The 15,039-nt window shown below is 51.0% G+C and carries 9 protein-coding genes and 1 pseudogene; 5 read left to right on the forward strand and 5 right to left on the reverse strand.

Annotation, left to right across the window (positions count from 1 at the left end):
* Positions 1–27 precede the first annotated feature (27 nt).
* On the reverse strand, positions 28–1,134 hold the full coding sequence (serC, locus tag MON37_RS07470; protein WP_039410486.1) for a phosphoserine transaminase: 1,107 nt from the start codon (positions 1,132–1,134) through the stop codon (positions 28–30).
* A 354-nt stretch (positions 1,135–1,488) separates the two neighbouring features.
* On the opposite strand from serC, the gene rimP reads away from it, so the two are divergent.
* The 5 genes and pseudogenes from rimP to MON37_RS07495 all read left to right on the forward strand — a co-directional run bounded on the left by rimP (position 1,489) and on the right by MON37_RS07495 (position 10,593).
* The gene (rimP, locus tag MON37_RS07475; RefSeq protein ID WP_003741871.1) at positions 1,489–1,920 is read left to right on the forward strand and encodes a ribosome maturation factor RimP; all 432 of its coding nucleotides are present in this window, start codon (positions 1,489–1,491) and stop codon (positions 1,918–1,920) included.
* A 25-nt stretch (positions 1,921–1,945) separates the two neighbouring features.
* Positions 1,946–3,448 (forward strand): transcription termination factor NusA, encoded by a 1,503-nt coding sequence (gene nusA, locus MON37_RS07480; protein WP_039410489.1) that lies wholly within the window; start codon positions 1,946–1,948, stop codon positions 3,446–3,448.
* Between the two features lie 11 nt (positions 3,449–3,459).
* Entirely contained in the window at positions 3,460–6,366 is a 2,907-nt protein-coding gene (infB, locus tag MON37_RS07485; RefSeq protein WP_141752678.1) for a translation initiation factor IF-2, read from the forward strand.
* A 139-nt stretch (positions 6,367–6,505) separates the two neighbouring features.
* Positions 6,506–7,303, forward strand: a pseudogene (locus tag MON37_RS07490) (IS30 family transposase); the annotation flags it as partial.
* Between the two features lie 632 nt (positions 7,304–7,935).
* Positions 7,936–10,593, forward strand: a complete 2,658-nt coding sequence (locus tag MON37_RS07495; RefSeq protein ID WP_039404211.1) for a calcium-binding protein — start codon at positions 7,936–7,938, stop codon at positions 10,591–10,593.
* Positions 10,594–11,160: 567 nt separating this feature from the next.
* On the opposite strand, the gene MON37_RS07500 is transcribed toward MON37_RS07495, so the two are convergent.
* The 4 genes from MON37_RS07500 to trmA form a co-directional block, all read right to left on the reverse strand.
* On the reverse strand, positions 11,161–11,625 hold the full coding sequence (locus MON37_RS07500) for a ProQ/FINO family protein (RefSeq protein ID WP_039404210.1): 465 nt from the start codon (positions 11,623–11,625) through the stop codon (positions 11,161–11,163).
* Between the two features lie 236 nt (positions 11,626–11,861).
* Complete coding sequence (gene aroC / locus MON37_RS07505; RefSeq protein WP_039404209.1) at positions 11,862–12,953, reverse strand: chorismate synthase; 1,092 nt, start codon at positions 12,951–12,953, stop codon at positions 11,862–11,864.
* Between the two features lie 103 nt (positions 12,954–13,056).
* The gene (locus MON37_RS07510; RefSeq protein WP_039404208.1) at positions 13,057–13,827 is read right to left on the reverse strand and encodes a sulfite exporter TauE/SafE family protein; all 771 of its coding nucleotides are present in this window, start codon (positions 13,825–13,827) and stop codon (positions 13,057–13,059) included.
* A 117-nt stretch (positions 13,828–13,944) separates the two neighbouring features.
* A complete protein-coding gene (gene trmA, locus MON37_RS07515; RefSeq protein WP_039404207.1) occupies positions 13,945–15,027 on the reverse strand; it encodes a tRNA (uridine(54)-C5)-methyltransferase TrmA in 1,083 nt (360 codons plus the stop codon).
* Between the last annotated feature and the right edge of the window lie 12 nt (positions 15,028–15,039).

Consider the following 15,039-nt stretch of genomic DNA (forward strand, 5'->3'; position numbering starts at 1 on the left):
CGACCTTTATATATAGAAATAAAACCCTTAGCCGTAACGCCGTTGGAAATCGCTCATAAAGTCCGCCAACGCCTGTACGCCTTCGAGCGGCATGGCGTTGTAGATGCTGGCGCGCATACCGCCGACGGTTTTGTAGCCTTTGAGCAGGCACAGGCCTTGCAGTTCGGCTTCGAGGACGAAGCGGCGGTCGAGTTCGGCTGAGGCGGTTTGGAAAACGACGTTCATTTTCGAGCGGGCATCGGGGCGGATTCGGTTGATGTAGAAGCCGCCGCTGCCGTCGATGGCGTCGTAAAGCGTTTGGGCTTTGATGTTGTTGATGGCTTCGATTTTCTTCACGCCGCCTTGTGTCAGCAGCCAGCGGAACACTAACCCTGACATATAAATGGCGTAGGTGGACGGGGTGTTGTACATGCCGTCGCGGTTGAGGTGGGAACGGTAGTTGAAGACGTCGGGAATGCTGTCGGGGCAGCGGTCGAGCAGGTCTTCGCGGATGATGACGACGGTTGCGCCGGCGGGGCCGATGTTTTTTTGTGCGCCCGCGTAAATCAGCCCGTAGTCGGAAACGTCAAACTCGCGCGAGAGGATTTCGCTGGACATGTCGCAAACAAGCGGCGGCAGGTCGTCTGAAAGTTTGGGAACGGTTTGGTATTGCAGGCCGTTGACGGTTTCATTGATGACGAAGTGGACGAAGGCGGAGTTTTTGTCTATGTCCCAAGTTTCGACGGGTGGCAGGGCGATATAGTCGAATTGTTCGCCGCCGTGCGCAGCCAGTCGGATTTCGGCATCGGTCAGACGGCTCATTTGTTCGTAGGCGATGCGGCTCCAGTTGCCCGTTACCACTGCGTCGGCGGACGGGAAGCCATGCGCCAGGTTCATCGCAACCATGTTGAATTGCGTGGTCGCGCCGCCTTGCAGGAACAGGATTTTGTAGTTGGAAGGAATGTTCAGTAGCGTGCGCAGGTCTTGTTCGGCGTGATGGAGGATGCTGAGGAACATTTCCGAGCGGTGGCTCATCGCCATGACGGGGAAGCCTGTGCTGTTGTAGTCGAGCATTTCTTGCTGCGCGGTACGCAATACGGCTTCGGGCAGGACGGCGGGGCCTGCGGAAAAGTTGTAGATGGGGCGGGCGGACATGGCAATGCCTTTTTGTTTCGATGATAACAGCTTTGAATTTTAGAATGACGGCGTGCTTCGTGCAAGCCGTATGGTAGGGAAATGGGGTCGTCTGAAAAAGAAAGATTGAAAATAAAATGATGATTATCAATGGGTAAGGTTTAATGGCAATTTTTCAGACGACCGTTTTTGTCAACAATTTTAAGCTTGGTTTTATGCTGTCAAGCATATTCATTCTATGAGGTCGTCTGAAAAAAGCCGCGATAAATCAACGCTTTTCTTTTGAGTGGAAAGCGGTTATAATAAGCCAATTTTTCAATTTTGACGAAAAATGGCCACGGGGCCATTTTTTTGTTTATGTACTCCGGGAGATTCATGGATATTCAAACAATTCTCGAAAAAACCCTGCCGGGTTTGGGCTATGAACTGGTCGATTTCGAGCTGACTGCGCAAGGCACGCTGCGCGTGTTCATCGATAAGGAAGGCGGGATTACCGTCGAAGACTGCGCGACCGTCAGCAATCATTTGAGCCGCGTGTTCATGGTGGAAGACATCGATTATAAAAATCTGGAAATTTCCAGCCCCGGCCTTGACCGGCCTCTGAAAAAAGCCGCCGATTTCGTGCGCTTTGCAGGACAACAGGCAAAAATCAAAACCCGCCTGCCGGTTGACGGACAAAAGAATTTTATCGGCCGCATCGAGGGTTGTGAAAACGATACCGTAACGCTCTCTTTTGACGGCAAAACCGCGCAAATCGGCTTGGATAATATCGATAAAGCCCGCCTGCGCCCCGAATTTAAATTTTAAAACTTGATATTGGAGATTCTAAAAAATGAGTCGCGAAATGTTGCAACTTGCTGAAGCGTTGGCAAGCGAGAAAAACGTTGAAGCGGAAGTGGTGTTCCAAGCATTGGAATTTGCCCTTTCTACCGCAGCCAAGAAAAAAGCCGACCGCGAGCACATGGATGTGCGCGTCGAAATCGACCGCGATACCGGCGAATACCATACTTACCGCCGCTGGCTGATTGTTGCCGACGAGGATTACACCTATCCCGACCTGGAAAAAACCATCGAAGAAATCCAAGAAGAAATTCCGGGTACCGACATTCAAATCGGCGACTACTACGAAGAAACGCTGCCGAACGAAGGCTTTGGCCGCCAAGCCGCGCAAACTGCCAAACAAATCATCCTGCAACGCATCCGCGATGCCGAGCGCGAGCAAAATCTGAACGAGTTCTTGGCTGTTAAAGAAGACATCGTTTCCGGTACGGTAAAACGCGTAGAGCGCCACGGCATCATCGTCGAAGTCGTTCCGGGCAAGCTGGACGCGCTGATTCCGCGCGAACAAATGATTCCGCGCGAAAACTTCCGCGGCGGCGACCGTATCCGCGCGCTGTTTTTGCGTGTGGACGAAATAGGCAACACCGGCCGCAAACAAGTTATCCTCAGTCGTACTTCGGGCGATTTCCTTGCGAAGCTGTACGAAATGGAAGTACCTGAAATTGCAGACGGCTTGTTGGAAATCCGCGAAGTGGCACGCGACCCGGGCCAACGTGCGAAAGTGGCGGTTAAAGCCAACGACCAACGTATCGATCCGCAAGGTACCTGTATCGGCGTGCGCGGCTCCCGTGTGAACGCCGTCAGCAACGAATTGGCAGGCGAGCGCATTGATGTGGTGCTGTGGTCGTCTGAAACTGCCGAGTTCGTGATGAACGCGCTGTCTCCTGCCGAAGTCAGCCGCATCGTGATTGACGATGACAAACACGCGGTTGATGTGATCGTCGCCGAAGACCAGCTTGCGCTCGCCATTGGCCGCGGCGGTCAAAACGTGCGCTTGGCATCTGATTTGACAGGTTGGCAGTTGAACATCATGACTGTCGAAGAAGCAGACGAACGCACTGCTGCCGAAGACGCAGCCATCCGCGACCTCTTTACCGCGCATCTGAACATCGACGACGAAACCGCCGATATTTTGGTGGAAGAAGGTTTTGCCACGCTGGAAGAAGTTGCTTACGTTCCGGCTGCCGAACTGCTCGCCATCGAAGGTTTTGACGAAGAAATCGTCGAAACCCTGCGCAACCGCGCCCGCGATGCGATTCTGACCATAGCGATTGCGTCCGAAGAGAAGCTGGAAGAAGTTTCAGACGACATGCGCAATCTGGACGGCGTAGATTCCGATATGCTCCGCAAACTGGCGGAAGCCGGCGTAACCACCCGCGACGATTTGGCGGAACTGGCCGTTGACGAACTGATTGAAATAACCGGTGTAGATGAAGAAGCGGCGAAAAAAGTGATTCTTGCCGCCCGCGAACACTGGTTTACCGAAGAGAACTAATGGGGGTACAGATGAGTAACACAACCGTAGAACAATTTGCCGCCGAACTGAAACGCCCCGTCGATGATTTGCTGAAACAACTGAAAGAAGCCGGTGTCAATAAAAGCAGCGGCAGCGATTCCCTGACGCTGGACGACAAACAACTGCTGAACGCCTATCTGAAAAAGAAAAACGGCAATGACGGCGGAACCATCAGCATCCGCCGCAAAAAAACCGAAGTCAGCACTGTCAGCGGCGTCAAAGTCGAACGCAAACGCGGCCGTTCCGTAACGATTCCTTCGCCGGAAGAGCTTGCCGCCGAAGCTAAAGCCAAAGCAGTAGCTGAAGCGCAAAAAGCCGAGCAGACAGAAGCGAAAGACCAAGCCGCAGAACAGGCAAAAGCCGAAGCTGAGGCCGCCGCCCGTGCCGAAGCGCGTGCGAAAGCCGAAGCGGAAGCTGCGAAGTTGAAGGCTGCCAAAGCAGCAAAAGCCGAGCCGAAAGTCAAAGCGGAAGAAGCGAAACCTGTTGAAGCGGCTGAAAAACCTGCCGAAGTGAAAGCAGCTGGAAGCAAAGCCGACGACAAACCGGCAGAACCCGCTGCACAAGCAGTTCAGGCTGAAGACAAACCTGCCCAAAGGTCGTCTGAAAAACCTGCCGAAGGCAAAGCCAAGTCTAAACAAGACAAAGGCAATAAAGGCAAAGACGCGAAAAAAGCAGCAAAACCCGCTGCCCCTGCCGCTCCGCAACCTGTGGTCAGCGCGGAAGAGCAAGCGCAACGCGACGAAGAGGCACGCCGCGCCGCCGCTTTACGCGCCCATCAAGAAGCCTTGTTGAAAGAAAAACAAGAGCGTCAGGCGCGCCGCGAAGCCATGAAACAACAGGCGGATCAGCAAGCCAAGCCCGCAGCCGAAGCCAAAGCTACCGAGCAGCGCAAGCCTGCCGAAAAAGCCAAAGCCGCGCCTGCAGAAGGCAAAGCCGCCAATCCTGCCCGTGCGAAAAAAGAAGACCGCCACAACCGCGACGATGACAACCAAGGCCGCAACGCCAAAGGCAAAGGCGGTAAAGGCGGACGCGACCGCAATGCGCGCAACGGCGACGACGAGCGCGTACGCAGCGGTAAAAAAGGCAAGAAACTCAAACTCGAGCCGAACCAACACGCCTTCCAAGCACCGACCGAACCCGTCGTTCACGAAGTCTTGGTTCCCGAAACCATTACCGTTGCCGATTTGGCGCATAAAATGGCAGTCAAAGGCGTGGAAGTGGTCAAAGCCCTGATGAAAATGGGCATGATGGTCACCATCAACCAATCCATCGACCAAGACACCGCCCTGATTGTGGTGGAAGAACTCGGCCACATCGGCAAACCTGCCGCCGCCGACGATCCCGAAGCATTCTTGGATGAAGGCGTGGAAGCTGTGGAAGCCGAAGCATTGCCGCGTCCGCCGGTCGTTACCGTCATGGGTCACGTCGACCACGGTAAAACCTCGCTGCTGGACTACATCCGCCGCGCCAAAGTGGTACAAGGCGAAGCGGGCGGTATTACCCAGCACATCGGTGCATACCATGTTGAAACCCCGCGTGGTGTGATTACCTTCTTGGATACCCCGGGTCACGAAGCGTTTACCGCCATGCGTGCGCGCGGTGCGAAAGCAACCGACATCGTGATTCTCGTGGTTGCTGCCGACGACGGCGTGATGCCGCAGACCATTGAAGCGATTGCCCATGCGAAAGCAGCGGGCGTGCCGATGGTGGTAGCCGTGAACAAAATCGATAAAGAGGCGGCCAATCCCGAGCGTATCCGCCAAGAGTTGACCGCACACGAAGTCGTGCCGGACGAATGGGGCGGCGATGTACAATTTATCGACGTGTCCGCCAAAAAAGGCATCAATATCGACGCATTGCTCGAAGCCGTATTGCTTGAGGCCGAAGTTTTGGAACTGACTGCCCCTGTCGATGCGCCCGCCAAAGGCATCATCGTCGAAGCCCGTCTGGACAAAGGACGCGGCGCGGTCGCTACCCTCTTGGTGCAAAGCGGTACGCTGAAAAAAGGTGATATGCTGCTTGCCGGTACCGCGTTCGGTAAAATCCGCGCGATGGTCGATGAAAACGGTAAAGCCGTCAACGAAGCCGGCCCGTCCATTCCGGTCGAAATCCTCGGCTTGTCCGACGTACCGAATGCCGGCGAAGACGCAATGGTGTTGGCAGACGAGAAAAAAGCCCGCGAAATCGCGCTCTTCCGCCAAGGCAAATACCGCGACGTGCGCCTTGCCAAACAGCAGGCGGCGAAGCTGGAAAATATGTTCAACAACATGGGCGAAAACCAAGCCCAATCCTTGTCGGTCATCATCAAAGCAGACGTACAAGGTTCTTACGAAGCTTTGGCGGGCAGCCTGAAAAAACTGTCCACCGACGAAGTGAAAGTGAATGTATTGCACAGCGGCGTGGGCGGTATTACCGAATCGGACGTCAACCTTGCCATCGCTTCAGGCGCGTTCATCATCGGCTTTAACGTGCGTGCAGACGCTTCTTCGCGCAAACTTGCCGAAAATGAAAACGTGGAAATCCGCTACTACAACATCATTTACGATGCCATCGACGACGTCAAAGCGGCCATGAGCGGCATGCTGGCGCCGGAAGAGAAAGAGCAGGTTACCGGTATGGTCGAAATCCGTCAGGTCATCAGCGTATCCAAAGTCGGCAACATCGCAGGCTGTATGGTTACCGACGGCGTGGTCAAACGCGATTCCCATATCCGCCTCATCCGCAACAACGTGGTCATCCACACCGGCGAACTGTCTTCTTTGAAACGCTACAAAGACGACGTCAAAGAAGTCCGCATGGGCTTCGAGTGCGGCTTGATGATCAAAGGCTACAACGAAATTATGGAAGGCGACCAACTGGAATGCTTCGATATCGTCGAAGTCGCCCGCTCGCTGTAATTTCCCGTTGTAAATAAAAGGTCGGCGGATTCGCATTTGAAGTGCAACTTTCCATAACAGAAAAAGGCCGGTATGCGGTAGCATACTGGCCTTTCCTGCAAGAAAGATTGCCATGGGCTACACACAACTGACCCAAGACGAACGGCAAAGCCGGCTGACCAAACAGCACCGGCGAAAACCCTATAAGCTCGATTCGCAGCTGGTTCAACACATCGACACCCTTATCCGCCGCAAACTCAGTCCCGAACAAGTATGTGCCTACCTGCATAAACACCACGGGATCACACTCCATCACAGCACCGTTTACCGCTACCTCCGCCAAGACAAAAGCAACGGCGGCACTTTGTGGCAACATCTCAGAATATGCAGCAAACCCTACCGCAAACGCTACGGCAGCACATGGACCAGAGGCAAAGTGCCCGACCGCGTCGGCATAGAGAACCGACCTGCTATCGTCGACCGGAAAACCCGCATCGGCGATTGGGAGGCCGACACCATCGTCGGCAAAAATCAGAAAAGCGCGTTATTGACCTTGGTCGAACGCGTTACCCGCTACACCATCATCTGCAAATTAAAGAACTTAAAAGCCGAAGACACTGCCCGGGCGGCCATTAGGGTATTAAAGGCATATAAAGCCAGAGTCCACACCATCACCATGGATAACGGCAAAGAATTCTACCAACACACCAAAATAGCCAAAGCATTGAAGGCGGAAACCTATTTTTGCCGCCCTTACCATTCGTGGGAAAAAGGGCTGAATGAGAACACCAACGGACTCATCCGGCAATATTTCCCCAAACAAACCGATTTCCGAAACATCAGCGATCGGGAGATACGCAGGGTTCAAGATGAGTTGAACCACCGGCCGAGAAAAACACTTGGCTACGAAACGCCAAGTGTTTTATTCTTAAATCTGTTCCAACCACTGGTACCCTAGTGTTGCACTTGAAATCCGAATCCAAGGTCGTCTGAAAACCTTATCCATCAGGTTTTCAGACGACCTTTTTGTACGTTAAATATAAAAAATAGGCGCGTATTCAGTGAAACAATACCTCAAAACCCTACCCCATCCCCGAACGGCTTGATACTCAACAGCTCATTTATCAAATATTCTTAACGAGTTATTATTTATTCGATATTTTATTTTTTAAAAATTATAGCCTTAGAACATAGAAAATGAAAAATTCACAGAAAAACAAATGTATTTTTTGACTTCATAGCGAAAAGAAAAACGGTAATACGGCATGATATATACAAAACAGGCTTGATTTAAGTACCTTAAAGTACAGATTTTCGCAAATTTAAATGCTGCAAAACCATAACAAAAATTCAATTAACTCATCACATTATTTATAAAAAATGAAGATAAAATATTTATTTTTCGTAAAATCAGAACTTTAAATAAAATATTCAGTCAAACCGCCCATGCCATATTTATATCCGTTCGTACCTAAATCCAACAATTCTCCCAATGCCATGCTAAATTGTTTATTTAGTCAGGAACACCAACAAACCAAATAGTTCCCATCATCACCGTTTAATCCTTCATTTCTACGGAAAACAATATCTATGAATATTAAAACAACTCCTTCAACACAGCACATTCACGGTGTATCTACCTCGGCATATACGGTAAATACCAATAACGGGACCTACATCCGCAGCAATATCAGCCGCACGCTTGCTGCCGGAGAAAAAAATCTAATTCTAGAAGGTGATGCCAATATCTTCGGAGCAGGGAATAACGGGGATAACATACTTATTGGCAACAGCGGACGTAACCGTCTTAATAGCGGACGCGGCAATGATTCCGTTTACGGTGGCGGTGGCGATGACATCATCAACGGTGGAGAAGGCTTTGACTTACTGTTCGGTGAAGATGGCGACGACACTCTAAACGGGGAATCCGGTGATGATGTACTGAACGGTGGCATGGGTAACGATACCTACATTTTCAATGCAGCAGGCGGCAGGGATACCATCGTCGATACCGAGGGAAGCAACCGCGTCCGCTTTACCGGAGGCTTGCGTGCCGAAGATTTGACCATAATGGCTGTTACTAACAATGAAGGCGGGCAGGATTGGAAAATCTCCATTAATAACACAGATTCCGTACTGACCATCAGCAACCAATATACTGCCGGAAGCAGTGTTCCTTCCATCCATCAATTTATTTTTGACAGTGGTGTTTTGGACGTAGCCGAATTTATCCGTGCAACAAAAGCCAATATTGAAACAGCGAAACCACAAAACCTGACCATTAATGGAACCGATTCAGACGACGTTTTAAATGGTAGTGATGGCAATGACACTATTGACGGCAAAGCTGGTGCCGACACGATGAGCGGAGGATGGGGGGACGATACTTATTATGTTGATAATGTCAAGGATGTCATTATCGAAAAGAAAGATGCAGGTACCGATACCGTAATCAGCAGTGTTTCCTACACAGCAGCAACCAATGTTGAAAACGTTACCTTGACCGGCAATGCCAATATCTTCGGCGCAGGCAACAACAGCGACAATATCTTGACCGGCAATGCCGGACACAACCGTCTCAACAGCGGGCGCGGCAACGATACCGTTTACGGCATGGGTGGAAATGACAACCTGAATGGCGGCGACGGAGATGATTATCTGGATGGCGGCGAGGGTAACGACAACATCAATGGCGACGCAGGCAACGACACTTTAATCGGTGGCAAAGGAAAAGATACCCTGAAAGGCGGCGCAGGTAACGATACCTATATTTTCGGCGACGATGATACGATTATCGACGATCAAGGAAACAATACCTTGCGTTTTTCAGACGACCTGCGTATCAAAGACCTCAAAATCAGCGTCAATGACAACGCACAAGGCGGGAAAGACTGGTTGATTACATCAGCAAACAGTTCTGTATTGATTCGAGACCAAATTAGCGCAGACGGCAAAGTTTCCGTCGGACGTTTTGAATTGCTCGGAGAAACCTATACCCACGAATCCCTACTCAAAGCTGTTGCCAATTCAAACAAACAAGGTTCGATCATTACCGGAACAGCAAGAGACGATGTCCTTACCGGTACCGAGCAAAACGATACCATCGACAGCGGAATCGACGGACGTGACCGTCTGTACGGACTAGGCGGAGATGACATCTTGCGCGATAGCGGAACAAGCTATTTCGGTAACGAACGCGATGACGAACTCTACGGCGGCGACGGCAATGATAAATTATATGCCGACGTTGGTGACGATTATCTGGACGGCGGTGCCGGCAATGACCATCTTGAAGGCGGACAACACCGAGATACTTACGTCTTTGGTAAAGGATACGGACACGACACCATCTTTGACTACAATTTCAATCTTGATCCCGAATTCAACCCGAACGGAATGCAAAATGCCAATACCGTTAGATTTACCGGTGGCCTGACTTTGGATGATTTAGAAATTTCGATGACCCAAAGCTATGACAAATCTGGTATCGATCATATCCCTTCCGATTCCGAATTCATTATTATTCCCCGTCTGAACGGCGATACTTGGAACATTTCAATCAAAGGAACAAACGATGTCCTAACTATCAAAAACCAGTCCGGTATTTACGGCGCAATCAGCGAATTCCAGTTTGATTCCAAAACCTATACCGTTGGCGAAGTCATTGAGCATTTTGGTCTGAATGCGCCTCACTTTGACAAAGCCGGTAACCTTGTCCACGACCTTACCGATAAGATTGACTGGTACGGTGTTGATCAGAGGGGATACAACCGCGTTGTTTACGGATCGGCTGATAACGATACTGCGGACTTTTCAGACGTTATCGGTAAAGTTACCTTCTACGGTGGCAAAGGAGAAGATATTATCACCTTGGGAAGATACAATGTAATTGACGGTGGTACGCGTAATGATGCCATTTTCGACTCCGGACACTCGGTTAAAAATACCATTATGTTTGGAAAGGAAAGCGGACACGATACCTTGCACAATATCCGTGCAGAAGCAGATACCACAGTTCTCTTCTCAGGGAATTTAACGATTAAAGATGTCGAATTGACAACAGGCAAAGACTGGGTTGTGAAGCTGAAAGGTTCAAATGACGAATTGACCATCAAGGATATGGTTCATTCCCCATCCGGTCATGATACGGTTGACACCTTTAAATTTGAAGGTGGCGAAAGCTATACCGCTACCCAATTCCTGAATGCCTTAGGTATGGATAGTACCGTCAACCACGGCTTGATTTAACCGTCTGAAAGGTCGTCTGAAACTTCTCCCATTATCGGTGGGAAAGGTTTTCAGACGATCTTTTGTTTTGTCTTGATGATAATTCCCAACACCAAATGCCGCTATTTTCCAATACTGATTCAATATGTTGTATGTAATGCAACAATTTAAGAATTTCCATAAAAGCCCTTGACAAGACTTCTTTATTGTGTCAGAATAACGCCCGTTGAGTTGCTTGATGCAGCTTGATTTTTCTCCTCTATTTCTCCTTTGTAGACTTGGCGCATATCTCAAACGATATGCGCATTTTTTTATCTTGATTTTCCAAGTTTAAAATAAAATCAAATAAAACAAGATATTCCCATCTACTTCAATTCTCACGCACACAAAAATCCATCTTTAGAAAACGTGTAATCCCCAATAAAAAATCAACAAACACCCACCGTTTACCCTCCCCTGTCAAAGCAAAAATAATGGTTGCAAAGCGTGTTTCCTCTTTTCCCTCCTCCGTTGATTTGAAATACCGATAAAAAAGGTCGTCTGAAACAGAAAATCCGTTTTCAGACGACCTTTTAAAATCATTCGGTATTATTCGGCGTTGTTTTGTGCCACTTCTTCAGTTTCGGCAGCTGCGCCGACTTGCTCGGCTTCTACTGCATCAGTTTTCGCTGCCTGTTTGGCCGCTTGGCGCTCGGCTTGTTCTGCCAAAGCCTGCTGGACAAACGGATGCTGTTGGGCGATGGCTTGTTCTTCCGCGCTGACTTCGCCTTTGAAGCGGTTGTTCAAATCAAAACGTTTTCCACCGCGCGCCAAGGCTTTGAGGTAGCGGGGGCGGCGGCAATGGTTGGCGAGAACGCGGGCGATCAGTGCAGGATCGTATTGGGGCAGCGCGGCAACAAGGTCTTGGTCGATGCCGACGGCCAGCGGTTTGAATCGTTTGAAGACGTCGTATTTGCCGTAGATGTGGTCGGCAATCATGTCGGTCTGTTTTTTCTTGCTCATGGTTTGGACGGCGGATTTCAAAGCTGCGCCCAAAGCGGTTTCTTGTGTCATGTCGTTTGTATTCCTCTAAAATAAAGCCGTGCGTTTCGCTATGGCACGGTAATGGCGGTATTTTAGTATAAAGCCTGTGTTTTGGCTAAGTTTTTTTGCGAATGTTCGATTGTAAATGTTTATTTGCGGACGGGCCGGCACACTTATCTTAATAGGCGTTGAGAAAGGTCGTCTGAAAATGTTCGGCACAATCCGTCATGTTTGTTTTCAGACGACCTCTTTCGATTTTATCCGCACTACTTGGTAATGTCTGGCGTATCGACGGCTACGTCGGCATTTTGCGCGCGATGGCGCAGGGCGTGGTCGATAAGAACGAGCGCGAGCATGGCTTCGGCGATGGGGGCGGCGCGCAGACCGACGCAGGGGTCGTGTCTGCCGTGGGTGGCGAGTTCGACAGGATTGCCGTTGATGTCGATGCTGCGGCGCGGTGTGGCGATGGAGCTGGTGGGTTTGATGGCAATGTTGACGTGGATGTCCTGCCCGGTGCTGATGCCGCCGAGGATGCCGCCGGAGTGGTTGGACAGGAAGCCTTGCGGGGTGAGTTCATCGCCGTGTTCGCTGCCGCGTTGGACGATGCTGCCGAAGCCCGCGCCGATTTCCACGCCTTTGACGGCGTTGATGCCCATCATGGCGTAGGCGATTTCGGCATCGAGGCGGTCGAAAACGGGTTCGCCCAAGCCCACGGGGACGTTGGCCGCTTCGATATGCAGTTTCGCGCCGACGGAATCCAACGATTTGCGCACGCTGTCCATATAGCTTTCCAGCTCGGCGATTTGGCTTTGGTTGGCGGCAAAGAAGGGGTTTTGGGAAATGTGTTCGTAGCCTTCAAACTGAATTTCTTTTTCGCCGACTTGGGTCACGTAGGCGGTGATTTCCGTGCCGAATTTTTCTTTCAGCCATTTTTTGGCGACGGCTCCGGCGGCAACGCGGGCGGCGGTTTCGCGGGCGGAGCTCCTGCCGCCGCCGCGGTAGTCGCGCGTGCCGTATTTGTGCCAGTAGGTATAGTCGGCATGACCGGGACGGAAGCTGGTGGCGATGTTGCCGTAGTCTTTGCTGCGTTGGTCGGTATTGCGGATTAAGAGGGCGATGGGTGTGCCGGTGGTTTTGCCTTCGAAGACGCCGGAGAGGATTTCGACTTGGTCGGCTTCGCGGCGTTGGGTAACGTGGCGGCTGGTGCCGGGTTTGCGCCGGTCGAGGTCGGCTTGGATGTCTGATTCGGCCAATGCCAGTCCGGGCGGGCAGCCGTCGATGATGCAGCCCAAACCTGCACCGTGGCTTTCGCCGAAGGTGGTAACGGTGAAGAGTTGTCCGAAAGTGTTGCCTGCCATGCTTCCCTCTATCGGTTATATGCTGAAAGATGACGGATTTTAGCATACAAAGGTCGTCTGAAACGCTTTCGGCGGGCGAATCCTACCTTTGACACACCTTCTGTTATCGAATCAAATCCCAAGCGAATTTGCCTATGGTCAGGCACAGCAACACCATAAATCCATAACGCAGAAACTGGGTGCCGCCGCGTATCGCCAATTTCGCGCCGACCACGCCGCCGCACAAATTCGCCAGCGCAAGCGGGATTGCCCACGCCCAAACGACGTGTCCTTGCGGGATGAAAAATGTCAGCGCGGCGAGGTTGGTGGTCGAGTTGATGACTTTGCCCGATGCGTTTGCCGTCAAAAAATCGTAGCCGTAAAAACGGACGAACACGAAAGCCAAAAGGCTGCCCGTCCCCGGCCCGAAAATCCCGTCGTAAAAGCCGATTAATGCGCCGAAAAACAAGCCCCACAAGGTTTCGCGGCGCGTCAGCTTTTCAGTGCGCACCGTTTGTCCCAAATCTTTTTTGATAAAGGTATAAACACACATGGCAATCATGATGACCAGCATCGCCGGTTTCATGTATTGCACAGGGAAAAAGACCACGGCTTTCGCGCCCAGATAGGAAGCGGCAAACGCCAGCACGGCTGCGGGCAGCAGCATTTTCCACGGTACGGGGATTCTGCGCAGATATTGCCCCGTGGCAGTAACCGTCCCGCAGCAGGAGGCAAACTTATTCACGCCCATCACCGAAGCAACAGGCGTGGAAGTGGGCAGCAAGTTGAATAATCCGGGTATTTGCAACAACCCACCACCGCCAACCGCCGCGTCCATCAGTCCGGCGCAAAATCCTGTGAGCATTAAGAGGTAGAAAAAGGAATCTACGGGCATGATGATTTAGGCTTTATTGGAAATTTGTTATCAGGGAAAAGGTCGTCTGAAAACAGTTCTGCACATGAAAATCCATGGTTTTAAAATGTTCAAACGACCTTTTTCAAATCCACTTCTTTATTTCTTCTTCAAATAAACGCCGCTTTCGATATGGTGCGTAAACGGGAATTGGTCAAACAACGCGGCGCGTTCGACAGTATGGGTTTGGCAGAGGGTATCGAGGTTCGCGCGCAAGGTCTCGGGATTGCAGGAAATATAGATAATGTTGTCAAACTGGGAAACCAGCTTCAGCGTTTCATCATCGACGCCGGCTCGGGGCGGATCGACAAAAATCGTAGAAAAATCATAATCTTTCAACGAGATACCCTGTTCTTGCAGGCGGCGGAATTCGCGGCTTTGGGTATAGGCTTCGGTAAATTCTTCCGCAGAGAGGCGGGCGATTTTGATGTTGTCCCTTTGGTTGGCTTCGATATTCCACTGTGCGGCATAAACGGAAGTTTTGGACACTTCGGTCGCCAACACCTGACGGAAATGCTGCGAGAGCGGCAGGGTGAAATTACCGTTGCCGCAGTAGAGTTCGAGCAGGTCGCCGCCGAGGTTTTGCGCGACATCGCATGCCCAGCCGAGCATTTTTTCGCACACGCGGGCGTTGGGCTGCGTGAAACTGCCTTCGACTTGGCGGTAGCGGAAGGTCTTGCCGTTTACGTTCAGCTCTTCGATTATATAGTCTTGAGTCAAAACGATTTTCTGCCCCCTACTCCGACCGATGATATGGATGCCCAATTCACGCGCCAAAGTTTCCGCTGCACGTTGCCACGCTTCGCCCAGTTTTTTGTGGTAAATCATGGTAACGAGCATCTCGCCGCTCAACGCAGACAAAAATTCTACGGCGTACCAGCGGTTTTTGAGTTCGGGATTTTGCGCAGCAGCTTCGATGAGTTTGGGCATTAAGGCATTGATGGACTCAGCGGCGGCGGGAAATTGATCGCAACGTATCAGACTTGCGCCACTCGCCTTCTGCCCGCGCTCGAACATGGCATAAAACATTTCACCACCTTCGTGCCAAATGCGAAATTCGGCGCGCATACGGTAATGCTGTTCGGGGGATTCGAAAACTTGAATTTCAGGAAAATCCAAACCTTGGAAAAGCTGTTGCAAGTATTGGATTTTTTGGTCGAGCTGTTGCGTATAAACGGTCATTGGAGAAATGTC

It is taken from the genome of Morococcus cerebrosus, from assembly GCF_022749515.1.
GTDB classification, from domain to species: domain Bacteria; phylum Pseudomonadota; class Gammaproteobacteria; order Burkholderiales; family Neisseriaceae; genus Neisseria; species Neisseria cerebrosa.